23 protein-coding genes are annotated in these 24,399 nt (G+C 62.2%); 11 read left to right on the top strand and 12 right to left on the bottom strand.

Annotated elements, in window-relative coordinates; all coding sequences use genetic code 11:
* Entirely contained in the window at positions 1 to 456 is a 456-nt protein-coding gene (locus RI103_RS04010) for a peptidylprolyl isomerase (RefSeq protein WP_075302429.1), read from the bottom strand.
* A gap of 166 nt (positions 457 to 622) precedes the next feature.
* On the opposite strand from RI103_RS04010, the gene radC reads away from it, so the two are divergent.
* The 4 genes from radC (at position 623) to nadB (ending at position 3,891) form a co-directional block, all read left to right on the top strand.
* Positions 623 to 1,402 (top strand): RadC family protein, encoded by a 780-nt coding sequence (radC, locus tag RI103_RS04005; RefSeq protein WP_310814122.1) that lies wholly within the window; start codon positions 623 to 625, stop codon positions 1,400 to 1,402.
* 229 nt (positions 1,403 to 1,631) lie between these two features.
* On the top strand, positions 1,632 to 1,865 hold the full coding sequence (rpmB, locus tag RI103_RS04000) for a 50S ribosomal protein L28 (protein WP_007180631.1): 234 nt from the start codon (positions 1,632 to 1,634) through the stop codon (positions 1,863 to 1,865).
* Between the two features lie 10 nt (positions 1,866 to 1,875).
* Positions 1,876 to 2,043: a 50S ribosomal protein L33 gene (gene rpmG / locus RI103_RS03995; protein WP_007180630.1), complete on the top strand. Its 168-nt coding sequence runs from the start codon at positions 1,876 to 1,878 to the stop codon at positions 2,041 to 2,043.
* 249 nt (positions 2,044 to 2,292) lie between these two features.
* On the top strand, positions 2,293 to 3,891 hold the full coding sequence (gene nadB / locus RI103_RS03990) for an L-aspartate oxidase (protein WP_310814121.1): 1,599 nt from the start codon (positions 2,293 to 2,295) through the stop codon (positions 3,889 to 3,891).
* Between the two features lie 89 nt (positions 3,892 to 3,980).
* On the opposite strand, the gene nadC is transcribed toward nadB, so the two are convergent.
* The 6 genes from nadC to purN all read right to left on the bottom strand — a co-directional run bounded on the left by nadC (position 3,981) and on the right by purN (position 10,892).
* On the bottom strand, positions 3,981 to 4,880 hold the full coding sequence (nadC, locus tag RI103_RS03985; protein ID WP_310814120.1) for a carboxylating nicotinate-nucleotide diphosphorylase: 900 nt from the start codon (positions 4,878 to 4,880) through the stop codon (positions 3,981 to 3,983).
* The gene (gene nadA / locus RI103_RS03980) at positions 4,880 to 6,019 is read right to left on the bottom strand and encodes a quinolinate synthase NadA (RefSeq protein WP_310814119.1); all 1,140 of its coding nucleotides are present in this window, start codon (positions 6,017 to 6,019) and stop codon (positions 4,880 to 4,882) included. Before nadA ends, nadC begins: the two co-directional genes overlap by 1 nt.
* A 130-nt stretch (positions 6,020 to 6,149) precedes the next feature.
* Positions 6,150 to 7,346, bottom strand: a complete 1,197-nt coding sequence (locus tag RI103_RS03975) for a fatty acid desaturase (RefSeq protein ID WP_310814118.1) — start codon at positions 7,344 to 7,346, stop codon at positions 6,150 to 6,152.
* A 201-nt stretch (positions 7,347 to 7,547) separates the two neighbouring features.
* Positions 7,548 to 8,903 (bottom strand): mechanosensitive ion channel domain-containing protein, encoded by a 1,356-nt coding sequence (locus RI103_RS03970; protein WP_310814117.1) that lies wholly within the window; start codon positions 8,901 to 8,903, stop codon positions 7,548 to 7,550.
* Between the two features lie 79 nt (positions 8,904 to 8,982).
* Positions 8,983 to 10,242, bottom strand: a complete 1,260-nt coding sequence (locus tag RI103_RS03965) for an RsmB/NOP family class I SAM-dependent RNA methyltransferase (protein ID WP_310814116.1) — start codon at positions 10,240 to 10,242, stop codon at positions 8,983 to 8,985.
* Positions 10,239 to 10,892, bottom strand: a complete 654-nt coding sequence (gene purN, locus RI103_RS03960; protein WP_310814115.1) for a phosphoribosylglycinamide formyltransferase — start codon at positions 10,890 to 10,892, stop codon at positions 10,239 to 10,241. Before purN ends, RI103_RS03965 begins: the two co-directional genes overlap by 4 nt.
* A 117-nt stretch (positions 10,893 to 11,009) precedes the next feature.
* Between purN and RI103_RS03955 the strand changes: the two genes are divergently transcribed.
* The 6 genes from RI103_RS03955 to dut all read left to right on the top strand — a co-directional run bounded on the left by RI103_RS03955 (position 11,010) and on the right by dut (position 18,415).
* The gene (locus tag RI103_RS03955) at positions 11,010 to 12,005 is read left to right on the top strand and encodes a bifunctional riboflavin kinase/FAD synthetase (RefSeq protein ID WP_310814114.1); all 996 of its coding nucleotides are present in this window, start codon (positions 11,010 to 11,012) and stop codon (positions 12,003 to 12,005) included.
* A gap of 172 nt (positions 12,006 to 12,177) precedes the next feature.
* Positions 12,178 to 15,015, top strand: a complete 2,838-nt coding sequence (gene ileS, locus RI103_RS03950; RefSeq protein WP_310814113.1) for an isoleucine--tRNA ligase — start codon at positions 12,178 to 12,180, stop codon at positions 15,013 to 15,015.
* A gap of 11 nt (positions 15,016 to 15,026) precedes the next feature.
* On the top strand, positions 15,027 to 15,533 hold the full coding sequence (lspA, locus tag RI103_RS03945; RefSeq protein ID WP_106283460.1) for a signal peptidase II: 507 nt from the start codon (positions 15,027 to 15,029) through the stop codon (positions 15,531 to 15,533).
* A 113-nt stretch (positions 15,534 to 15,646) separates the two neighbouring features.
* The gene (gene coaBC / locus RI103_RS03940) at positions 15,647 to 16,861 is read left to right on the top strand and encodes a bifunctional phosphopantothenoylcysteine decarboxylase/phosphopantothenate--cysteine ligase CoaBC (protein WP_310814112.1); all 1,215 of its coding nucleotides are present in this window, start codon (positions 15,647 to 15,649) and stop codon (positions 16,859 to 16,861) included.
* Positions 16,862 to 16,935: 74 nt separating this feature from the next.
* Entirely contained in the window at positions 16,936 to 17,955 is a 1,020-nt protein-coding gene (locus tag RI103_RS03935) for an LLM class flavin-dependent oxidoreductase (RefSeq protein WP_310814111.1), read from the top strand.
* Between the two features lie 13 nt (positions 17,956 to 17,968).
* On the top strand, positions 17,969 to 18,415 hold the full coding sequence (gene dut / locus RI103_RS03930; RefSeq protein WP_115780839.1) for a dUTP diphosphatase: 447 nt from the start codon (positions 17,969 to 17,971) through the stop codon (positions 18,413 to 18,415).
* A gap of 122 nt (positions 18,416 to 18,537) precedes the next feature.
* On the opposite strand, the gene clpA is transcribed toward dut, so the two are convergent.
* The gene (gene clpA, locus RI103_RS03925; RefSeq protein WP_012434129.1) at positions 18,538 to 20,835 is read right to left on the bottom strand and encodes an ATP-dependent Clp protease ATP-binding subunit ClpA; all 2,298 of its coding nucleotides are present in this window, start codon (positions 20,833 to 20,835) and stop codon (positions 18,538 to 18,540) included.
* A complete protein-coding gene (gene clpS, locus RI103_RS03920) occupies positions 20,832 to 21,146 on the bottom strand; it encodes an ATP-dependent Clp protease adapter ClpS (RefSeq protein ID WP_006050100.1) in 315 nt (104 codons plus the stop codon). Before clpS ends, clpA begins: the two co-directional genes overlap by 4 nt.
* Positions 21,147 to 21,697: 551 nt before the next feature.
* On the opposite strand from clpS, the gene RI103_RS03915 reads away from it, so the two are divergent.
* A complete protein-coding gene (locus RI103_RS03915) occupies positions 21,698 to 21,904 on the top strand; it encodes a cold-shock protein (RefSeq protein WP_007180614.1) in 207 nt (68 codons plus the stop codon).
* A gap of 799 nt (positions 21,905 to 22,703) precedes the next feature.
* Here the strand turns inward: RI103_RS03915 and RI103_RS03910 are convergent.
* The 3 genes from RI103_RS03910 to RI103_RS03900 form a co-directional block, all read right to left on the bottom strand.
* Positions 22,704 to 22,889 carry a hypothetical protein gene (locus RI103_RS03910; RefSeq protein WP_310814110.1) on the bottom strand — a complete coding sequence of 62 codons (186 nt, stop codon included), beginning with the start codon at positions 22,887 to 22,889 and terminating at the stop codon, positions 22,704 to 22,706.
* Between the two features lie 165 nt (positions 22,890 to 23,054).
* Positions 23,055 to 23,315, bottom strand: coding sequence for a hypothetical protein (locus tag RI103_RS03905; RefSeq protein ID WP_310814109.1), 261 nt, complete (start codon positions 23,313 to 23,315; stop codon positions 23,055 to 23,057).
* A 421-nt stretch (positions 23,316 to 23,736) separates the two neighbouring features.
* The gene (locus tag RI103_RS03900; protein WP_310814108.1) at positions 23,737 to 24,399 is read right to left on the bottom strand and encodes a hypothetical protein; all 663 of its coding nucleotides are present in this window, start codon (positions 24,397 to 24,399) and stop codon (positions 23,737 to 23,739) included.

Genomic DNA, 24,399 nt, shown 5'->3' with positions numbered 1-24,399 from the left:
TTACAGGATCCCGATGATTTTCACTTCAAACGCCAGCGCCTGGCCGGCGAGCGGGTGGTTGAAATCGAACAGGGCCGAAGTTTCGCCGACTTCCTTCAGGACGCCGGCGTAGCGGCCGCCGCCTGGCGCGTTGAATTCGACCAGGTCGCCCGGCGAAAAATCCTCGCCGATCATGCTGTTTTCGCGCAGTGTGGCCAGCGACACGCGCTGGATCAGTTCCGGATTGCGGGGACCGAACGCCTGACCTGGCGCTAGCTGAAAGGTCGAATGGTGGCCCACCTTCAAACCCAGCAAAATGTCTTCCAGCGGCGGCGCCAGTTGGCCGGCGCCGAGCAGCAGCGTGGCGGGCTTGTCGTTAAACGTATTGATGACTTCGGCGCCATCGGCAAGGGAAAGCCGGTAGTGAAGCGTCACGTGTGAACCGGGCTTCACTTCGGAAATGTCGATGATGCTCATGCAATGCTCGCTCAGTCGAAGCGCGCTGCACGCGTGCGCCGCTCGCGCAGTCGACGCGTGTGGCAAACCGTCGGGTGCCGTGCGCAAAGCGCCTATTGTAAGCCACATAACGGGCGGCGGCTTGCGTCCGTCGCACCCCAAATCCGAAGCGGAGGACACCCTATATATGGCAGATTTCGCCACCCTATTTGACGAGACAGCGTCTGAAGCGGCCTCCCCCGAGCCGCGGACGCCCCATGCAACGACGAGCGGCGCGCCTGCGCCCCAGTCGCTCCTGCGAGGCAAATGGCTAAAAAACGACATGCCGCGCGAGCGGCTGCTCGAACAGGGGCCCGGCGTGCTGTCGGATACCGAGATGATCGTGCTGATACTCGGCTCGGGCCTGCCCGGCCACGATGTCTTCAGCGTCGCGCGCGCGTTGCTCGACCGTTTCGGCTCGCTGCGCGCGATGCTCGATGCGACCTACACGGATTTCGACGGCCTGCGCGGCATCGGCCCAGCGAAAAAAGCGCAACTGCTCGCCATCATGGAAATGGCGCGGCGCTCGCTGGTCGACAAATTGCGCTCGCGCTCGCTGCTAAATTCGCCCGAAGCCGTGGAAAACTACCTGCGCCTGCGGATCGGCGGGCGTCCGCAGGAAGTTTTCGTGTCGCTCTTCCTCGACGCCAGGCATCGGCTGATACGCTGCGAAGAAAGCGCGCAGGGCACGCTCACACGCATGGCGGTGTATCCGCGCGAGATCGTGCGGCGCGCGTTGACCCTGAATGCGGCCAGTCTGATCGTCGCGCATAATCACCCTTCCGGCGCCGTCCAGCCGAGCGCAAGCGACTGCCGGTTGACGCACACGCTGCGCGACGCCCTTACCCTGATCGACGTGCAACTGGTCGATCATCTGGTGATCGGCGCCGACAGCGTCTACTCGTTCGCCCGCGCCGGCTGGCCGTGACACCACGTGAACCAGGGTCGCGCGGAGATTGCGCCGTGTCCGGTATCGCAAATAAGGTTTGATTTTGCGGCTTTTTTTCCGCTATAATTCCGGTTTGCCTATTTCCAACCCCCTGTTCCGAAGCCACCAAGGCGTTCCGGAAAGGAAACGTGCCTGAATTTCAGCGCGGTTCTTTTCGGGAAACTTTCACGGCGTTCGAACTCAGAATTAGCGTATTAGGAGTGCTCTCATGGCACGCGTATGCCAAGTAACTGGGAAAGCGCCGATGAGCGGCAACAACGTTTCCCACGCGAACAACAAAACCAAGCGCCGGTTCCTGCCGAACCTGCAAAACCGCCGCATTTGGGTGGAAAGCGAAAACCGTTGGGTGCGTCTGCGCGTTTCGAACGCCGGCCTGCGCCTGATCGACAAGAACGGTATCGACGCTGTGCTCGCGGATCTGCGCGCACGCGGTGAAGCGTAAGGAGTAAATCATGGCGAAAGGCGCACGCGACAAGATCAAGTTGGAATCGACCGCAGGCACGGGTCACTTCTACACGACGACGAAGAACAAACGCAACATGCCGGAAAAGATGCTGATCAAGAAGTTTGATCCGGTCGTCCGTAAGCACGTTGAGTACAAGGAAACCAAGATCAAGTAAGTCTTGGCTCCTGCCTGACGAAGGCAAAAGACATGCAAAAAAGCCTCGCATTCGTGCGAGGCTTTTTTGTTTTTTGGCGCGCGTTTCTTTTTGCATCTGTGTCATTGCTGCTGCCTATTCGCCCGCGCGAACAGTCTTATGTCGTTCGGCCAGCTTTCCCTCATTCGTCGCGGCGCGTATCCTTTCTCGTTTCGGCGGCGAGCGAATGGCGCGCCGTCACCGCAAAACGAAAAGACGGAGATGCAGGCAATGGAATTCGATGTGGCGATTGTCGGTAGCGGTCTGGCTGGCTTGAGCGTCGCGCTCAATCTGGCGGAGACGCGGCGGGTTGCAGTGGTCGCCAAGCGATCGATGACCGAAGGCGCGAGCGACTGGGCGCAAGGCGGCATCGCCGCAGTTCTGGATTCGGCAGACAGCATCGAAAATCACGTGCGCGATACGCTGATCGCCGGCGGCGGCCTGTGCGACGAAGCGGCAACACGCTTTATCGTCGAGCATGGGCGTGCGGCGATCGAATGGTTGATCGCGCAAGGCGTGCCGTTCACCAAGGACGACGCAGCGGAGCTCGGTTTCCACCTGACACGCGAAGGCGGCCATAGCCATCGCCGGATCATTCATGCGGCAGATGCGACGGGCCATGCCGTGGTGGCCACGCTGAGCGAACGGGTGCGCCGTCACCCGAACATCACGCTGCTCGAAGATCACTACGCCATCGACCTGATCACGTCCGACCGCCTCGGCTTGCCGGGACGTCGTTGTCACGGCCTGTATGCGCTCGATCTGCAAAGCGGGCGCACCGTGACGATCGAGGCACCTCACACCGTGCTCGCCACCGGCGGCGCGGGGAAAGTCTATCTCTACACCACGAATCCCGACACCGCGACGGGCGACGGCATCGCGATGGCGTGGCGGGCCGGCTGCCGCGTGTCGAATATGGAGTTCATCCAGTTCCATCCGACCTGCCTGTTCCATCCGTACGCGAAGTCCTTTCTGATTTCGGAAGCCGTGCGCGGCGAAGGCGGCATTCTCAAGCTGCCGGACGGCACGCGCTTCATGCCGAACCACGACGAACGCGCCGAACTCGCGCCGCGCGACATCGTCGCGCGTGCGATCGACTTCGAAATCAAGAAGCGCGGCATCGACTGTGTGTATCTCGACATCAGCCATCAGCCGCCTGAATTCCTGCGTGAACACTTCCCGACGATCCTGGCACGCTGCCAGGAATTCGGCATCGATATCACCAAGCAAGCGATTCCGGTCGTGCCGGCCGCGCACTACACCTGCGGTGGCGTCGTCACGGATCTGGCGGGCCGCACGGATCTGGCGGGACTCTATGCGGTTGGCGAGACGTCATGCACGGGCCTGCACGGCGCAAACCGGCTTGCCAGCAATTCCCTGCTCGAGTGCCTGGTGATCGGACGCTCAGCGGCGCAGGCTATCGAAGAAGAAGGTTTTAGCGCCGCCGTCCATGCGCCGCTGCCGGATTGGGACGAGAGCCGCGTGTCCGATCCGGACGAAGAAGTCGTGGTCGCGCACAACTGGGACGAACTGCGCCGGCTGATGTGGAATTACGTCGGTATCGTCCGGACCGACAAACGGCTCGCGCGAGCGAAGCACCGACTTGCCCTGCTGCGCGACGAGATCCATGAGTACTACGCAAACTTCAAGGTGAGCCGTGACCTGCTCGAATTGCGCAATCTGGTCGATGTGGGATCGTTGATCGTCGAGGGCGCGCGGTCGCGGCGTGAAAGCCGCGGCCTGCATTTCAGCCGTGACTGGCCGGCAACCTTGCCCAAGGCGCTGCCGACGGTGCTCTCGCCGGAGCATGTGCGCAACCGCAACGTGTGAACGAGACGAGCTGAAACGAAAAGGCCATCGCCCGAATAATCCGGCGATGGCCTTTTTTGCTTGAATGCTGTTGATTGCTAGCTTGAGCGTCAGACGATCCGCATCGAGTAATCCGTTGCGCGCACGTCTTTGGTCAGCGCGCCGATCGACACGCGATCAACGCCGGTTTCCGCAATCGTCCGCACCGTATCGAAGTTCACGCCGCCCGATACCTCCAGCACCGCTCGCCCCGCTGTAATGCGCACCGCTTCGCGCATGGCCTCGAACGAGAAATTGTCCAGCAGAATGGATTGCGCGCGATGAGCCAGCGCGGTTTCCAACTGATCGAGCGTCTCGACTTCGATCTGGATCGACACACCAGCATTCAGCGCCAGTGCAGCGTCCATAGCCGCGCCTACGCCACCGGCCGCGGCAATGTGGTTCTCCTTGATGAGAATGCCGTCGTAAAGGGCAAGCCGTTGATTCGCGCCACCGCCGACACGCACCGCGTACTTCTGCGCGAGCCGCAAGCCCGGCAAGGTCTTGCGCGTGTCGAGAATGCGCGTTCGCGTATGCGCAACGGCATCGACATAACGGCGCGTCGCGCTCGCCACACCCGACAGCAGTTGCAGGAAGTTCAACGCATTGCGTTCCGCGGTCAACAACGCGCGAACGGGGCCGCGCATTTCGCAAACCGTTGTGTCGGCCGTCATCTGCTCGCCTTCGCGATAGCGCCAGCGCACGTCGATACGCGGATCGACCTGGCGCATCACCGCTTCAAACCATGGCACACCGCACAGTACCGCATCTTCGCGCACGATGATGCGCGCGTCGCGCACGTCGTCCGCTGGAACGAGGCGGCCTGTCTGATCGCCTGCGCCGACGTCTTCAGTCAGCGCATCGGTCACATTACGCGCCAGGGCGGCATCGAATGCTTCGCCGTACTGCGCGTGAATTTCAGCGAACAGCGGCGACACCGCATCGAGCTTGTTGTCTTCTACCGCGCCCATCAAGCCGCCCCCACGTTCGAATACAGTTGCGCGTCGCGCGCGAGATCGCCGCTCGCCTGTACGCGCTTCTTGTGACGCGCCGCGAAGTCCAGCATCCGGTCGATCGGCAAACGCGCTCGCTCGCCGATCGCACGATCGACGAAAATTTCGTTGTGGCCGCGTTCGAGCACCTCGGCCAGGTTCGCGAGGCCGTTCATCGCCATCCACGGGCAATGCGCGCAACTCTTGCAGGTCGCGCTGTTGCCGGCCGTCGGCGCGGCAATCAAGGTCTTGCCGGGTGCGGCGAGCTGCATCTTGTGCAAAATGCCGAGATCGGTCGCCACGATGAAATGTGTCGCGTCGAGCTTTTGCGCGGCATCGATCAATTGCGTGGTCGAGCCCACTACGTCCGCTTGCGCGACCACGTTAGCCGGCGACTCCGGATGCACCAACACTTTCGCGCCCGGATATTCGGCGCGCAGCAGATCGAGTTCGATACCTTTGAACTCGTCGTGCACCAGACACGAACCTTGCCACAGCAGCATGTCCGCGCCGGTCTTGTTCTGGATATAGCTGCCGAGGTGCCGGTCCGGCGCCCAGATGATCTTTTCGCCGCGCGCGTGCAGATCGGCAACAATCTCCAGGCCGATCGACGACGTCACCATCCAGTCCGCGCGCGCCTTCACCGCCGCGCTCGTGTTCGCGTACACGACCACCGTGCGATCCGGGTGCGCATCGCAGAAGGCCGAGAATTCGTCGACCGGGCAGCCAAGATCGAGCGAACAGGTCGCGTCGAGATCCGGCATCAGAATACGCTTGTCCGGGCTCAGGATTTTCGCCGTCTCGCCCATGAAGCGCACGCCCGCGACGACCAGCGTTTGCGCCGCGTGATCGCGACCGAAGCGCGCCATCTCAAGGGAGTCGGCCACGCAGCCGCCGGTCTCGTCGGCAAGCTCCTGCAATTCCGCATCGACATAATAGTGCGCGACAAGCACCGCTTTCTCGCGCTCGAGCAAGGCGCGGATACGCGCCTTCAGCGCCACCTTCTCTTCCGCCGACGGCATGTCGGGTACCTTCGCCCACGCCTGCCCGATCCCGCAGGTGGTGCCCTGCGCCTGCGGACGGTCGTATTCGACGGTTCTGATCGCCTGCTGATCCATGATCTCCTCTGCCTTCGCTCTGCTGCCGCACACTGTCAATCGCGTATCGTTGAAGTTTCCGCGGCCCAAAAAGCAAAACCCCGCCAACGCGGGGTTTTGTGACGTACTGAGATTTTAATAGATTTCGCTATCAGGCATAACGACGCAGTCGCATCGCAAACTCTTGCAGCGCTTTAATACCGCTCTGCTCAGCGCGATGACACCAGTCCTGCAACTGGATCAGCAATTGATCGCGCGATGCATTGGAGCGCTCCCACATGGCGGCCAGCTCATTGCGCATGTCGATGTAGGTCTTGAGCTTCTGGCTGTTCGCAAAGATTTGCGGCAACTGGCGTTTCTGCGGCTCGTCGAGACCCGCTTCTTCCTTGTGGAACCAGCTACGCGCGCCGCGCATAACCTGATACTTCTCGCGCGCGCCCACTTCCTTCAAATGCGCCAGTTCCTGACGATAGGCGCGCTTGAGCGCCTTGCCGTAACGCGCCATCACTTCGTAGCGATTCGCCAGCACGGCTTGCAACGTGTCCTGATCGAGCACCAGCTTGCCGGTGGTCAGACGCGGCGTGGGCGCAACCTTCTTCACCTTGGCCAGACGGAAGGCCGACATGATGCGGATGTACATCCAGCCGATATCGAACTCGTACCACTTGTTCGACAGCTTGGCCGACGTCGCATAGGTGTGGTGATTGTTATGCAGCTCTTCACCGCCGATGATGATGCCCCACGGGAAAATGTTGGTGCTCGCATCCGACGAGTTGAAGTTGCGGTAGCCCCAGAAGTGCGCGAGGCCGTTGACCACGCCGGCGGCCCAGAAGGGGATCCACACCATTTGTACGGCCCAGATGGTCAGACCGACGACGCCGAACAGCGCGACGTTCAGCACCATCATCAAGCTCACGCCGAGGATCGGGTACTTGGTGTAGACGTTGCGTTCCATCCAGTCGTTCGGCGTGCCGTGACTGAACTTGCGCATGGTTTCTTCGTTTTTCGCTTCGGTGCGATACAGTTCCGCGCCTTCGAGCAGCACCTTCCAGATGCCGCGCGTTTGCGGGCTGTGCGGATCTTCTTCGGTCTCGCACTTGGCGTGGTGCTTACGGTGAATCGCGGCCCACTGGCCGGTCAACATGCCGGTGGTCATCCACAACCAGAAACGGAAAAAATGACTGGCGATCGGATGCAGCTCCAACGCGCGGTGCGCCTGGCAGCGATGCAAATAGACCGTCACACCGATGATCGTGATGTGCGTCGCGATTGCGGTGTACAGCACAAGTTGCCACCACGAGAAGTGCAACAGACCGTGGGCAAGAAAGTCGAGCAAAGAATTCAACAAGGCAATTTACCTGTGGAACGAGAGACACGAGACACGTGCAAAATGCGCGTGTCAAGAAAGTGAAAGCATACAGCGGGATTGGACGCTATTCTACTTGAAGCGTTCCAAGTGTTTGTAACAAATAGGGAATTTTTGTGCGGCATCAACAGAACGAGCGAGCCGAAGGCCCTTTGAGACCTGTCGGTGCGTTCAAAGTGCCCGTCAGTGGCCGCTGTCGGACTGACTGGCCGCCGCAGCGGTCATTGCTACCGGCTGCGGCATTGCGTTCCCGATGTTGCCGACGATCCGCACCTCGCGTTGCGCGAACGGAATCGTGATGTCGTGTTCGGAGAACAGACGCCAGATATTGCGGTTGACGGCCGAACGCACGCCCGAGGTACCGGTAGCCGCGTCCTCGATCCAGAAACCCAGTTCGAGGTTGATGCCGTCCGAGCCGAAACTCGCCAGATAAGACGTCGGCGCTGGCTCCTGCAGCACCCGCGGCACGCCCTGAGCGGCTTGGGCCAGCAGCGCCATGGCCTGCTCGACGTCCGACGTGTAAGCGACCTGCACGGCCACTTTCGCATGGCCGCGCGTCAGGTAAGACGACTGGTTCTGCACCACGTCCGTGATCAGTTTCTCGTTCGGGATCAGCGTTTCGATGCCGTCGAGCCCCCGCACCACGGTGTAGCGCGTGCGGATCTGCGTGACCATGCCCTGCAGGCCGCTCACGTTGATGGTGTCGCCAATGCGCAGCGACCGGTCGATCAGGATGATGAAACCCGACACGTAATTGCTGGCGATCTTCTGCAGGCCGAACCCGAGCCCGACGCCCAGCGCGCCGCCGAACACGCCCAGCACGGTGATGTCGATGCCGACCAGCGACAGGCTGATCAGGATCGCCGCCAGCACGAACGCCGCCCGGCCGACCCGCGCCAGCACGACCTTGAGGTTGGCGTCGAGCGTCTTCGCGCGCATCAGGCGGTCTTCGAACGTGGCGCCGAGCCACATTGCGACGACCATCGTCACGCAGACCCACAGCAGACCGGAGATCAGCGAAAGCAGCGTCAGGTGCGCGTTGGCGACGCTGAAATGCACGCCGGCCATCCACGTGATCACGTCATCCTGAATGCCCATGACCGTGAGCACCATGCCGATCCAGACGACCAGCGAGACGATCTTCTCGACGAGGAACAGCCACGGATGGGTCTCGCCATCGTGGCTAAAAACCCGTCGCGCGAAGAAAAACACGATGTAAATCAAGCCGATGCCGAAGAGCGGCACCAAGGCCAGATCGAGCAGCGCCGTGTGCATGAACTGGCCGGTGATCGAGCGCGCGAGCCACACGAGGGCCGCTCCGATCAGCGGAAAGAACGCGCGGTTCAGGCTTTCCGCGCCGAAGCGCAGTGTCTGGTAACGCGTCTGGCGGCGCAGATCCAGCGTGCGGCGCAGCACGCGCGCGAGCAGCCACGCGATCGCCAGCGTCCCGAGCAGCACGCCGACCTGCCACAGCATCACGGGCTGGCCGAAGTCGCGCGCGAGGTCGCTGAACATATGAGGAAAAAGACGGTTTTGCATGATGTCGCCGAAATCGCCGGCGCGCCGCGGGGTTCATGAATCGAACCCGCGGCGCACCGGCAAAAAAAGCCCGTTGCGCTCAGCTCTGGCGTTCCAGCACGGCGGCGAAGAAGCCGTCGGTTGCGTGGCGGTGCGGCCACAGCGAAAGGTAATCGCCCATTTCCAGATCGATGCGCTGCTCGGCCAGCACGTCGCGCGCGGGCACCAGAGCGAAATCCGGATGGTCCGCGAGGAACTTCTCTACCACGGCTTCGTTTTCGGCTTCCAGAATCGAGCAGGTGGCGTAGACGAGGCGGCCGCCCTTCTTCACCAGACGCGCCGCGCTGGCCAGAATCGAGGTCTGCTTCGGCGCCAGTTCCGCAACCGATTCGGGCGACTGCCGCCACTTCAGATCCGGATTACGGCGCAACGTGCCCAAGCCGCTGCACGGCGCGTCGACCAGCACGCGGTCGATCTTGCCCGCGAGCCGCTTGATCTTGGCGTCATGTTCACTATCGATCAGCACCGGATTGACGTTGGACAAACCGCTGCGCGCGAGCCGCGGCTTCAGCTTGGCGAGACGCCGCTCGGAGATGTCAAAGGCATAGAGCCGCCCGGTGGAGCGCATCGCCGCGCCCAGCGCCAGCGTCTTGCCGCCCGCGCCCGCGCAGAAGTCGACGATCATCTCGCCGCGTTTGGGCGCGACCAGCGAGCACAGCAACTGGCTGCCTTCGTCCTGCACCTCGACCCAGCCGTGCTGGAACGCGTCGAGCTTGGTAAGCGGCGGCTTGCCGACCACCCGCACGCCAAATGGCGCGAACGGCGTCGCGCCGCCCTCGATACCGGCCTTCGACAGCGCGTTCAGCACGTCGTCGCGGCTTGCCTTGATCGGGTTCGCGCGCAGATCCAGCGGCGCCGGGTAGTTCAGCGCGGCGGCCAGTTGCGCCAGTTCGTCGGCTTCGAAACGCTTGGAGAGCGCCTGATAGATCCAGTCAGGCAGATTCAGGCGAATCCGCAGCGGCAGGCTTTCCGGGTCGATCTTCGACACGTGTTCGAGCCAGCTCAACTCCTGTTCCGACACGAACGGCTTGAGCGCGTTACGCCCCGCAGTCTGCATCAGACCCAGCAAAGCCATGCGGCGCGCCGGGCTGCCGGCGCCGCCTTCGGCCAGATGGGCGAATTCCATCCGGCGGCGCAGCACCGCGAAAACCGCCTCGGCAATCACGCCGCGTTCGCCGTGCCCGAGCTTCGGATGCGCGCGGAAGAAACGGCTCGTGGTGGCGTCGGCCGGGCCGTTGAGTCTTAGGACTTCAGCCAACAAAGTCTCAGTTTGTCCAATCAAAAAACCATGCAATCTCATGCGCCCTCTCCGGCGGTGTGACCGGCAAAGAGCCATTGCGGCTCCGGCGGCGTAAGCGTGACACGCAGGCCATCGAGAGCAAGGCGCCCTTCGACGAACCAGCGCACCGCGCGTGGATAAATGATGTGTTCGGTTGCCAGCACGCGTTCGGCGAGCATGGCGGGGGTGTCGCCCGTCTCGACGGGAACCGCCGACTGCGCGACGATCGGCCCGTGATCCAGTTGCGACGTGACAAAATGCACGGACGCGCCATGCAGCCGCACGCCCGCGTCGAGCGCCTGCTGATGGGTTTTCAGGCCCGGAAAGCTCGGCAGCAGCGACGGATGCACGTTCAGCATGCGCCCGGCGTAATGATCGACGAAACCGGCTGTCAGTACCCGCATGAATCCAGCGAGCGCCACCAGGTCGGGGGCGAAACTGTCGATTTCCTTGGCGAGCGCGGCGTCGAAGCTGTCGCGATCGGGAAACTGGCGGTGGTCGACCACCGCCGTGGCAATTCCGTGCGATGCCGCGAACGCAAGGCCCGCGGCATCAGGACGGTTGGCAATCACGGCGGCGACTTGCGCCGGCCAGGCCTCGTCCGAGCAGGCTCGAACGATGGCTTCCATGTTGCTTCCCCGTCCGGAAATCAGGATGACGAGTTTTTTCATCCGCGGATTTTATCATTCGGGGCCACCGAAACCGCGACGCGCCGCCGTCCACCGCCCTGAACGTTTATAATCGTTTGTTTTGCGGCACCCCGGCCGCTCCACCTCAAACCCGCTATCGTGAGAGTCTTCCGCGGTCTTCCCAATGCTGAAAGCCGTGCGCCCTGCGCACTGACCATCGGCAACTTCGACGGTGTCCACCGCGGCCATCAGGCTTTGCTCGCCCATGTGCGCGCGGCTGCCGATGCGCGCGGCCTACCCGTCTGCGTGATGACCTTCGAGCCGCACCCGCGCGAGTTCTTCAATCCGGCGGGCGCCCCGCCGCGCATCGCCATGCTGCGCGACAAGCTCGAGGCGCTGCGCACCAACGGCGTCGACCGGGTGGTGGTCGAGCACTTCAATCACACGTTCGCGAGCCAGTCGCCGGACACGTTCGTCGAGCGGATCATCGTCAACGGGCTGCACGCGCGCTGGGTGATGATCGGCGACGACTTCCGCTACGGCTCGAAGCGCGCGGGCGACTTCGCGTCGCTCAAGGCCGCGGGGCAGCAATACGGTTTCGAAGTCGAGCAGATGGCCACGGTGGCCGATCCGTCGGGCGCGCGCATTTCCAGCTCGGGCGTGCGCGCCGCGCTGGTGGCGGGCGACCTCGATTCGGCGCGCGCCGCGCTGGGCCGCGACTATCTGATCAGCGGCCATGTCGTGCACGGCATGAAGCTCGGCCGCGATCTCGGCTTCCCCACGCTCAATCTGCCGATCGCCCACAAGCGTCCGGCGCTCGCGGGCATTTTCGTGGTGCGCGTGCACGGCGTGGCGGACGAACCGCTGCCGGGCGTCGCGAGCCTCGGCCTGCGTCCCACGGTAGACGACTCCGGCCGCGTGCTGCTCGAAGTCCACCTGCTCGACTGGCACGGCGACGCGTATGGCAAACTCGTGCGCGTCGAATTCCTGAAGAAGCTGCGCGACGAGGAAAAGTACGTCGACCTCGAAACGCTGACCGCCGCCATTGCGCGCGACGTCGCCAACGCGCGCGCGTGGTTCGCGGCTGTCGGCGCCGGCACGCCGGGCAGCCGTTCCACCGGCTTCGCCACCTCGGCCACCGACCGAATTAGATAACCGCCGTGGTCCATGCAAGCGTGCTGAACGCCGCGTGTGTGGACCTTCGCCGCGCGCATCGAAGGGCGTCCGTGAATCACGCGACATGCCTGCCGGGCGCGCCCAACGCCCTCGCGCATCAAGCGCAATCCGCGCGCTACTGCGCATAGAAAGAATTCACCGCGACCTCATCATGAGCAACAAGAAAGCCGATTCGAAACCGCAGTCACGCTACCCGGTCAACCTGCTCGACACGCCGTTCCCGATGCGCGGCGACCTGCCCAAGCGCGAGCCGCAATGGGTCAAGGAATGGCAGGAACGCAAGGTCTACGAGACGATCCGCGCCGCCTCCAAGGGCCGCAAGAAGTTCATCCTGCACGACGGCCCGCCGTATGCGAACGGCGACATCCACCTCGGCCACGCGGTGAACAAGATCCTGAAGGACATGATCGTCAAGGCGCGCAATCTGGCGGGCTTCGACGCGGTCTACGTGCCGGGCTGGGATTGCCACGGCATGCCGATCGAGATCCAGATCGAAAAACAGTTCGGCAAGTCGCTGCCGGCCGCTGAAGTCATGCAGAAGGCGCGCGCCTACGCAACCGAGCAGATCGAGAAGCAGAAGGTCGGCTTCCGCCGCCTGGGCGTGCTCGGCGATTGGGACAATCCGTACAAGACCATGAACTTCACGAACGAAGCCGGCGAAATCCGCGCGCTCGCGAAGATCATGGAAAAAGGCTACGTATTCCGCGGCCTGAAGCCGGTGAACTGGTGCTTCGACTGCGGCTCGGCACTCGCCGAAGCGGAAGTCGAATACAAGGACAAGACCGATCCGACCATCGACGTGCTGTTCAGCTTCGCCGAGCCGGAAAAGACCGCGCAGGCGTTCGGTTTGAATGCGCTGCCGCGCAATGAAGGCGGCATCGTGATCTGGACGACCACGCCGTGGACCATCCCCGCCAACCAGGCGCTGAACCTGCATCCGGAAATCGTCTACGCGCTGGTCGACACGCCGCGCGGCCTGTTGATCCTCGCGCAAGAGCGCGTTGAAGCCTGCCTGAAGCTGTATGGCCTGGAAGGCAAGATCGTCGCCACCACGCCGGGCGCGAAGCTCGTCAATCTGCGCTTCCATCATCCGCTCGCGTCCGCGCATCCGGGCTACAAGCGCACGGCGCCGGTCTATCTCGGCGACTATGTGACGACCGAAACGGGTACGGGTATCGTGCACTCGTCGCCGGCATACGGCGTGGAAGACTTCGTGTCGTGCAAGGCGCACGGCATGGCGGACTCGGACATCATCAATCCGGTGATGGGCGACGGCCGTTATATCGAATCGCTCGCGCTGTTCGGCGGCCTGTCGATCTGGGCGGCCAACCCGCAGATCGTCGAAGCGCTGCAAGGCGCCGGCTCGCTGATGCGCACCGAGAAGTACACGCACAGCTACATGCACTGCTGGCGCCACAAGACGCCGATCATCTACCGCGCGACGTCGCAATGGTTCGCCGGCATGGACGTGAAGCCGAACGATACCGACAAGACGCTGCGCGAAACCGCGCTCGAAGGCATCGAGAACACCGCCTTCTTCCCGGCGTGGGGCAAGCAGCGCCTCTTCAGCATGATCGCCAACCGCCCGGACTGGACGCTGTCGCGCCAGCGCCAATGGGGCGTGCCGATGGCGTTCTTCGTGCACAAGGAAACCGGCGAACTGCATCCGCGTACGCTGGAATTGCTCGAGGAAGTCGCGCAACGTGTCGAGAAGGCCGGCATCGAAGCCTGGCAAACACTCGACCCGCGCGAATTGATTGGCGACGACGCCAACATGTACGAAAAGAACCGCGACACGCTGGACGTGTGGTTCGATTCGGGCACCACGCACTGGCACGTGCTGCGCGGCTCGCACAAGGACGAACTGCAATTCCCGGCCGACCTGTATCTGGAGGGCTCGGACCAGCATCGCGGCTGGTTCCACTCGTCGCTGCTGACCGCTTCGATGCTCGACGGCCGCCCGCCGTATAACGCGCTGCTCACGCACGGCTTCACCGTGGACGGCGAAGGCCGCAAGATGAGCAAGTCGCTCGGCAACGGCATCGATCCGCATGAAGTGGCGAACCGCCTCGGCGCGGAAATCATCCGCCTGTGGATCGCGTCGACCGATTACTCGGGCGAACTGGCGATCTCGGAAGAAATTCTGAAGCGGGTGACGGAAGGCTATCGGCGTATCCGCAACACGCTGCGTTTTCTGCTCGCGAACCTGTCGGACTTCGACTTCGCGCAGCACGCGCGTCCGGTCGAAGACTGGCTCGAGATCGACCGCTATGCAGTGGCGCTGTCGGCAAATCTGCAAAACGACATCCTCTCGCACTACGACAAGTACGAGTTCCACCCGGTGGTCGCCAAGCTGCAGACGTTCTGCTCGGAAGACCTCGGCGGCTTCTATCTGGACGTGCTGAAGGATCGTCTGTACACGACCGCCGCGGACTCCGTCGCGCGCCGCTCGGCGCAGACCGCGCTGTATCACATCGCGCACGGCCTGTTGCGTCTGATGGCGCCGTTCCTGTCGTTCACCGCCGAAGAAGCGTGGAAGATCTTCCAGCCGAACAGCGAAACGATCTTCACCGAGACGTATCACGCGTTCCCGGCCGTGCCGGAAGCGGGCACGCTGCTCGACAAATGGACGCTCCTGCGCGCCGCGCGCAGCGACGTGACCAAGGCGCTCGAAGAAGCACGCGTGGCGAACCTGATCGGCTCATCGTTGCAGGCGGAAGTGGAAATCCGCGCAAGCGGCGCGCGCTACGACGCGCTCACGAGCCTCGGCGACGACCTGAAGTTCGTGCTGATCACGTCGGCGGCAAGCGTGGTGAAGGTCGACAGCGAAGCGGAAGAAGGCGTCGAGGTCATCGCCTCGAAGTATTTGAAGTGCGAACGCTGCTGGCACTACCGCGCGGACGTCGGCGCGAACGCCGAACACCCCACGCTGTGCGGCCGCTGCTTTAGCAATCTGTTCGGCAACGGTGAAATCAGGAGCGCGGCATAATGGCGAGAACCATGTCGAAAACCGCGTCGAAAACGTCTGCTGCAAACGGTTCGCTGGCGCCCTGGCTGGGCGTCGCGCTGATCGTCATCCTGTTCGATCAGCTGACGAAAATCGCCGTCCAGAAAGTGTTCGCCTACGGTGTCGCGCATGAGGTCACGTCGTTTTTCAACCTGATCCTCGTGTACAACCGCGGCGCGGCATTCAGCTTCCTAGCGATGGCGGGCGGCTGGCAACGCTGGGCGTTCACCGCGCTCGGCGTGGTGGCCGCGCTGGTGATCTGCTACCTGCTCAAGCGCCACGGCGGTCAGAAAATGTTCTGCACGGCGCTCGCGCTGATTCTCGGCGGCGCGCTCGGCAACGTGATTGACCGGCTCGCGTATGGCCACGTGATCGACTTCCTCGATTTCCACGTGCGCACGTGGCACTGGCCGGCGTTCAATCTCGCCGACAGCGCGATCACGGTCGGCGCGGTGCTGCTCGTGCTCGACGAGTTGCGGCGCGTGCGCGGCTCGCGCTAACGGCACACGCTAACTTCGCGCGCTGGCGGTTGCGCACCAGTACGCTTTGAAAGACGCGGCGGCGGGGACGCAACGCCTCGCCGCTCGCCACCACGCTTTGTCGGAGGCTTTCGTTGGCAACCGCAGAACTCGCAGGAAAACACCTCGTCCTCGGCATGACGGGCGGCATTGCCTGCTACAAGATTGCCGAACTCACGCGTCTGTTGACCAAGGCCGGCGCGACCGTGCAGGTCGTCATGACCGAAGCGGCGACGCAGTTCATCACTCCCGTCACCATGCAGGCGCTTTCGGGACGTCCGGTCTACACGAGCCAGTGGGACGAGCGGGTGCCGAACAACATGGCGCACATCGATCTGTCGCGTGAAGCGGATGCGATCGTGATCGCGCCCGCCTCCACCGATTTCCTCGCCAAACTCGCGCACGGCATGGCCGACGACCTCCTGTCGACGCTCTGTGTCGCCCGCGATTGTCCGCTGCTGGTCGTGCCCGCCATGAACCGGCAGATGTGGCAGAACCCGGCTACGCAGCGCAATGTCGCGCAATTGCGCGCCGACGGCATCGAAGTGCTTGGGCCCGATTCCGGCCCGCAAGCGTGCGGCGAAGTCGGCGACGGCCGCATGCTCGAAGCCGCGGCCACGTACGAAGCCATCGCCTCGTTCTTCGCGCCGAAAATCCTGGCCGGCAAGCGCGTGTTGCTGACAGCCGGGCCGACGTTCGAACCACTCGATCCGGTACGCGGCATCACCAACCGCTCCAGCGGCAAGATGGGCTTCGCGCTGGCGCGCGCCGCGCAGCAGGCCGGCGCCGAGGTGCATCTGATCGCCGGCCCCGTCGCGCTCGAAACGCCGTGGGGCGTGTTCCGCCAGGACGTGCAAACCGCGCAGCAGATGCACGACGCGGTGATGCGCTCGGTTGCGGACGCCGACATTTTTATCGGCGTGGCCGCAGTGGCCGACTGGCGTGTCGATCACGCCAGCGAGCACAAGATCAAGAAGACAGCGGATCGTGCGCTGCCCACGTTTTCCTTCGTCGAGAATCCGGACATTCTGGCCTCGGTGGCGAAGCTGCCGCATCCGCCGTTCGCGGTCGGCTTCGCTGCGGAAAGCGGCGATCTGGAAGTGCACGGCGATGAAAAGCGCGTGCGCAAGAATGTGCCGCTTCTGATCGGCAATCTCGGTCCGCTGACTTTCGGCCTCGACGACAACGAGGTGATCCTGTTCGAAGCAGGCGGCGCGACGAAGCTGCCACGCGCCGACAAGCAGACGCTCGCGCGCGCGCTGATCGCGGAAATCGCCAGGCGTCTGCCCGACACAAGTCTGATTCGCTGAGCCACGCGGGCGACGCGTCATTGCAGTCGCCGCGAGTCGCGCTAACGAATTGAATCATCTGGAGCGGTACTGACATGACGCGACTATCCGTACTCGATCAAACGCCCGTGATCGCCGGGCACTCGGTGGCGGATGCGATTGCCGCCACGGTCGAACTCGCGCAACTCGCCGACGACCTCGGCTACACACGTTACTGGTGCGCCGAGCATCATGGCCTGCGCGGCGTGTCGAACCCCTGCCCCGAGGTGATGCTGGCGCGCCTGGGCAGCGTGACCCAGCGCATTCGACTGGGCTCCGGCGGCGTGATGCTGCCGTACTACAGCCCGTTCAAGGTCGCCGAGCAATTCATGATGCTCGAAGCGTTGTTCCCCAACCGCATCGATCTGGGCGTGGGACGCGCACCGGGCGGCGACATGCGCACGGCGCAAGCGGTCGCAGCCGGCGACTACAATCGCGGTGATATTTTTCCGCAGCAGGTGGCCGATCTGCTCGGCCTGATGCACGGGACCTTGCCCGCCGATCACATTGCGAGCGGCGTGCTGCTGCAGCCGCAAATCGACACGCGTCCGCAAGTGTGGATGCTCGGGTCGAGCGAATTCGGCGGCTTGCTGGCGGCGCAACTCGGCATTCCCTTTGCGTTTGCGCACTTCATCAATGCGCATTTCGGGCATCAGGTCGCGCATGCGTATCGTGAGCGCTTCAAGGCCGGCAAGGATATGCAGCAACCGTATCTGGCAGCCGCCGTGTTCGTGATCTGCGCGGACACCGAACAGGAAGCGGCTGATCTGGAAAAAGCCGTCGATCTGCGCCGCGTGCAAATGGCCTATGGCCTGAACGAACCGATCCCGACGATCGAACAGGGCGTCGCGCAGGAGTACGGCGAGCGCGAGCGTCTCGTGATCGATCGCGAGAAGCCGCGCAGTATTATCGGTACGCCGGAAACCGTCACTGAGCGGCTGCATGCCTTGCAGGAGCAGTTCGACGCCGACGAACTGATCGTGCTCACCGTGGCGGGCAGCTATCGCGCCCGCTTGCGCTCCTATGAACTTCTTGCCGATGCGTTCCAGCTCGAACGCCCGGCCCCCGCACCTTAACTTTCGAACCTGCATGAAACTCGACCTGAAGATCCTCGACGCGCGCATGCGCGAGCAGCTCCCGGCTTACGCCACCACCGGCAGCGCGGGCCTCGACCTGCGCGCGTGCCTCGACGAACCGTTGACGCTGAAACCCGGCGAAACCGCCTTGGTGCCGACGGGTCTGGCGATTCACGTCGGCGATCCGGGCTATGCCGCGCTGATTCTGCCGCGCTCGGGCCTGGGACATAAGCATGGGATCGTGCTGGGCAATCTGGTCGGCCTGATCGATTCGGATTACCAAGGTCAACTGATGATCTCGACGTGGAACCGTGGTGAGACCACGTTCGTGCTGAATCCGATGGAGCGCCTCGCGCAACTGGTGATCGTGCCGGTCGTGCAAGCGGAGTTCAATATCGTCGACGACTTCGAAACCAGCGAGCGCGGCGCCGGCGGGTTCGGCAGCACGGGCAAGCACTGACTGATTCGATTGCTTCGGTCTACCGAATGTAGCGGGCGTAGATCGAAGCATAGCCGAGCGCACAAAAGAAAACGGCGCGGGGTTGAACCCGCGCCGTTCTGCTTTTCGATGACGACTCGAACTTACTCGATTTCCACCGCTTCCGGATTCGGGTTGCGCGGCGCCGGATGCTCGTCGAAGGTCAACTGCACCTTGTCTTCCGCATCCACGTCGACCGATACGCGGCCGCCGTTCATCAGCTTGCCGAACAGCAGCTCGTCGGCCAGTGCACGACGGATCGTGTCCTGGATCAGACGCTGCATCGGTCGTGCGCCCATCAACGGATCGAAACCGTGCTTGGCGAGATGCTTGCGCAGCGCGTCGGTGAAGAGCGCATCGACCTTCTTCTCGTGCAACTGATCTTCCAGCTGCATGAGGAACTTGTCGACCACGCGCATGATGATTTCCTCATCGAGCGAACGGAAGCTGATCGTCGCGTCCAGACGGTTACGAAACTCCGGCGTGAACATGCGCTTGATGTCGACCATTTCGTCGCCGGTTTCCCGACGATTCGTGAAGCCGATCACCGACTTGCCCATTGCCTCGGCGCCCGCGTTCGTCGTCATGATGATGATGACGTTACGGAAATCCGCTTTGCGGCCATTGTTGTCCGTCAGCGTGCCGTGGTCCATGACCTGCAGCAGCACGTTGTAGATGTCCGGATGCGCCTTCTCGATTTCGTCGAGCAGCAGCACGCAATGCGGCTTCTTCGTGACAGCTTCGGTCAGCAGGCCGCCCTGATCGAAACCCACATAGCCCGGCGGCGCGCCGATCAACCGGCTGACCGCATGACGTTCCATGTACTCCGACATGTCGAAGCGGATCAGCTCGATGCCCAGCGTGAACGCCAGCTGCTTGGCCACTTCCGTCTTGCCGACACCGGTCGGGCCGGAGAACAGGAACGCGCCGATCGGCTTGTCCAGCTTGCCGAGACCAGCACGCGCCATCTTGATCGCGGCCGACAGCGCGTCGATGGCCGGGTCCTGCCCGAACACCACGCTCTTCAGATCGCGATCCAGCGTTTGCAGCTTGCTGCGATCGTCTTGTGACACACTTTGCGGCGGGACGCGGGCGATCTTCGAGATGATTTCCTCGATCTCGTTCTTGCCGATGGTCTTCTTCTGCTTCGACTTCGGCAGGATGCGTTGCGCGGCGCCCGCTTCGTCGATCACATCGATCGCCTTGTCCGGCAGATGACGATCCGTGATGAAGCGTGCCGACAACTCAGCCGCCGCCGACAGCGCGCCCGACGAATACTTCACGCCATGATGCTCTTCGAAACGCGACTTCAGGCCACGCAGGATCGCCACCGTCTGTTCGACCGTCGGCTCGGTCACGTCGACCTTCTGGAAACGGCGCGACAAGGCCGCGTCTTTTTCGAAGATGCCGCGATATTCCGTGAACGTGGTCGCGCCGATGCACTTCAACGTGCCCGACGACAACGCTGGCTTGAGCAGATTCGACGCGTCGAGCGTGCCGCCCGACGCAGCGCCTGCGCCGATCAGCGTATGAATTTCGTCGATGAACAGGATGGCGTGCGGACGTTCCTTCAATTCCTTCAGGACCGTCTTCAGACGCTGTTCGAAGTCGCCGCGATACTTGGTGCCGGCGAGCAGCGCGCCCATGTCGAGCGAATACACCTGCGCATCCGCCAGAATGTCCGGCACTTCGCCGCGCGTAATGCGCCACGCGAGCCCTTCGGCAATGGCCGTCTTGCCGACGCCGGCCTCACCGACCAGCAGCGGGTTGTTCTTGCGGCGACGGCACAGCACCTGGACCACACGCTCGACTTCCGACTCGCGTCCGATCAGCGGATCAATGCGGCCGTCTTTCGCCATCTGGTTCAGGTTCTGGGTGAACTGCGCGAGCGGGGTTTCCTTCTGTGCGGCGGCTTCGTCGGACTCGGCATTCGCGTCGCTCGCTTTCGCGGCGTCGGTGCTGCTCGTCTTGGCGATGCCGTGCGAGATGAAGTTGACCACGTCCAGACGCGTCACGCCCTGCTGTTGCAGGTAGTACACCGCGTGCGAATCCTTCTCGCCGAAGATCGCCACCAGCACGTTTGCGCCGGTCACTTCCTTCTTGCCATTCGAGGTGGATTGCACATGCATGATCGCGCGCTGGATCACACGCTGGAAACCCAGCGTGGGCTGCGTGTCGACGTCGTCCGTGCCAGGCACGGTCGGCGTGTTGTCATGAATGAAGTTGCGCAGGTTCTGGCGCAGATCCTCGATATTGGCCGCGCATGCACGCAACACCTCCGCCGCTGTCGGATTGTCCAACAGTGCCAGCAAAAGGTGTTCGACCGTTATGAACTCGTGCCGCGCCTGGCGTGCTTCCATGAACGCCATGTGCAGGCTGACTTCCAGTTCCTGGGCAATCATGCTTCCTCCATCACACACTGCAGCGGATGCCCGGCCTGCCGTGCGTGGGTAACGACTTGCTCGACTTTGGTCGACGCGATGTCCCGCGTATAGACCCCACAAACTCCCCTGCCTTCGCGATGCACCTTCAACATAACCTGTGTTGCGGTTTCACGATCTTTATTGAAATATTCCTGCACGATCATCACGACAAATTCCATTGGCGTGAAGTCGTCGTTCAGCAGCACCACCTTGTACATGGATGGCGGCTTGAGCTTTTTCTCCTGCCGCTCCAGTACGGTGCCGTCCTGCTTGTCCGGGATAATCGCCATACACCCATTCTAAACAACTAGGACAGGCCCGCAATCCTGTCAAAACCCGGCCGACCGGCCGGTGAGCCCGTTCGCTACCGCCTGATGGGTGAATACCCCGCCCTGCGTGCGTTAAATCGACGAGCCGATTGCGGAGCCGGCCCCTATCCTGTGATGCCTTGCGGCCGTGTTGCACCGCAGTCGGATCGAGTATCGCACAACCTGCCGTAGCTGGCAGGCAGCTCGCCCGGCCTCGTTGCCAGCAGGGCGACCCGCACAACAGCACGTGAGTCGATTATGCGACTTTTCAAGACAGCCCGCTTGCGCAACCGCACATAACGAAAGCGGGAAAAACCCTGGAAAGTGCCTGTTTGCAACGCCACAACTACGTCTCAAAATTTTCTTGACACCCGAATAAAGAGCCTCAACAATCAAGCTGGCACTTTTTTCACTGCGCCATAATTTCGAAAAAATGCCGATGGTGAGCTTGTGAGGAGGGAGCGACTGCATCGCGCGGTCGTCGAGCTTTTCGAGGGCTCGTGGTAGTGACATGAGTTACAGGGGAAGTTGGAATGGCAACTGGTACGGTCAAATGGTTCAATGACGCAAAAGGTTTCGGATTCATCACGCCTGACGAAGGTGGTGAGGATCTGTTTGCACACTTCTCGGCCATCCAGATGAATGGGTTCAAGACCCTCAAGGAAGGCCAAAAGGTAACCTTCGAGGTCGTGCAAGGCCCGAAAGGCAAACAGGCATCGAACATCCAGGCACCTGCCTGATACTGGTCGATACCCGTCCTTTGAAACCCGGCCTCGTGCCGGGTTTCTTTTTTGGACGACGACTTTCCAGTCGCGCTCATTGCACGCGCATCCCACATATCGGGTAGTACTTCGGGCTACGGTCCACTTCCGCTTTTGCGATGATGGCCGTCCGCCGGTTTTTGCACCGAGGCGGGGCAAGCAAGGAGCGAAGCATAGGCAGCCATCTTGCAGGTCCCTGCAACTCTTTTCCGCGGCATCGCTAACATCTGGTCGCGCGACGTTCCACGAGCCAAAAACAAACAACCCCGGCCGCCTCTCAGCGCCGGGGTTGCAGATACGACCTGCGTCAGTTCAACGCGAACCGCTCACTCGATCATTCTATGTAAATCGACAGCAAAGCCTTGTCAGGCATAGAGCCAGCAATTACACACTTCGAATTCCCCTCCGAATTCCCCTCACTATCTCCCGGCTACCCCACTTATCCACAGGCTGACCGGCAGACTGGCTGCGCGTTCAATCTAGATCGAACAGCGCACGGTCTCCATTTGGGCCGCGCCATTCTATGCGCGCCGCCGACAACCCGGAACCGTCATTTCCGTGGAAACCTCACGTTTTGGAAACCATCCAGTCGTGCGGATGCCGTGAACCAGGAACGGGCCGACGCATCATTGAATCGGGCGCGTCGCTACTCCAACAGTGTTGTCGAGGGCGCAAGGTTCGAGCTAAGCCCGGAAGAAGTGATCGAGAACTGCTGGGATAGACGTGTTTGAAAAAAAAGGGGCTCACGGCCCCTTTCTTTTTGCTGCTCGATGTCCGATCAGGCGAAGGTATTAACGATGCTGCCAACCATGCCATTCGAGCTAACCTGCGGCGCGGTGGCGACTTCCGCTTCGACGAGTGCAAGCGCACCGCGCTGGGAGGAGGCATGCGCACCGTTGGCTAAAGACGAGGGTTGCTCCATGACCTGCATAGCTACGCTGCTAGCGGTTTGGCCGATATTCATAGACTCTCCTTTAACGAAAAGCGATCAGGCTAGCACGGCGCGTAGTTTTATGCCGACGATTGACTTGCCCTCGTCCTAAAGGTTGCAGCTGCAACCATCGCCATCATCGGCGGTACCCGGGGCCACTGAAGCTGAACGGACAGGCGGGAGGCGAAGCTCCCTAAGCTATTTCACTACCTCCGGCCTGACACTGAACACCGGCTGAGCGATCCAAGCGGCGAATTCGTCGTGCCAGTGCGCCCATTCATACTCGCCGAGGTCAAATTGGTCTTCGAGGTGGTCGCTGCCGTTGTTGTCGGGAAAAGCGTAGATGACCTGCTGCCCGTCCCAATACGCGAGCGCGAATTCCGTGAGGTGAGCAGTTGTACCACGCGGAATGTCACGCAGAAGCTTCGAGAGTTGTGACTTGAATTGATCGAGCGTCACCGATGGTTCGGATCTTTCTGTTCGGCAAGCAGATACCAAGAAGGCTTGATCTTCCGTGATATGAAGTTCAAGCAGAGCCTCGCGTGCGCGCGTACCGCAGTGTCCAAAACCCTCGAAACCGTGGAAACCAAAGTGGAAACCGCTGCCTCGCGGATTAACCAGTCGGTACGCGCGCGCGCGCGCGTGCGCGTACTGGTCGCATAATCCGGTTCGAGTGCCGACGGCCGTCTCCGATATTTCCCTGAGACGGAAAAAACCCCGCACTCGGCGGGGTGTAGTCGGATTCAAATCTGATCGGCATCATCAGACCCGCTTCAGCCGCTCCCGGCAGGCTCGCAACAGGTCGTTGATGCGCTTCTGGTACGCAAGCCATTCCCGCGCCCGTAGGCCATGCACGACGGCGTTTTGCGATGACACGGCCTTACCCTCGTCGCTCGTCGGCCCGCTTGACCGTTCCCACGGTCGCCAGCGCTTTATCGCTTCCCGCTGCTTCGCCCGCCGCTCCTCTGTCCAGCCATTCGCCATGTTGATGCTCCAATAGTTCGTTCGATTCGTCGCCGCGTTCCTCCTGCGCGCGTGCGGGTGCGGAACGGCCTTCGATACCGTTATTCACCTGTACGTTATGCCCCACGTTCTGCTGCTTCACGAACGCCACCGCGCGCGGACTCTTCAACTCGCCCAATATCCGCAGCGTGGATGCCGATTGCTGCTGTGCCTTTAGCGCCATGCGCATATACGCTTCCAGCTTGGGCATGGTGTCGCTGCGGATCGCGCGGCGTGCGAACTCGTGAAAGATGGCTTCACATGTGTGCGCCTGGGCTAACAGCATCGCTTCAGGCGTCGTCATGTCGCCTTCTTCCGTGACCTTAAGAAAGCGTTCCGTCAGCGCGTCATTTACGTCCAAAAGGTCTAGCTCGGAGCCTCCCATCGACGTGCCAATGAACTGCCGCTCAGTGACCGCCGCTCGGAATGTCGCGCTTCCTGCCAACCGCGCGATGGCCTTCTGCTTTGATTCGCTTTCGGGTGCCTCGACGGTCATATCGGCGCGCTTCCCTGGCGGCACGCCTTTCTTCTTCGTCACCAT

It is taken from the genome of Paraburkholderia sp. FT54 (genome assembly GCF_031585635.1).
In the GTDB taxonomy this organism is placed as follows: Bacteria; Pseudomonadota; Gammaproteobacteria; order Burkholderiales; family Burkholderiaceae; genus Paraburkholderia.
The sequence above is the reverse complement of the archived record's forward strand: the minus strand, read 5'-3'. Positions and strand labels throughout refer to the sequence as shown.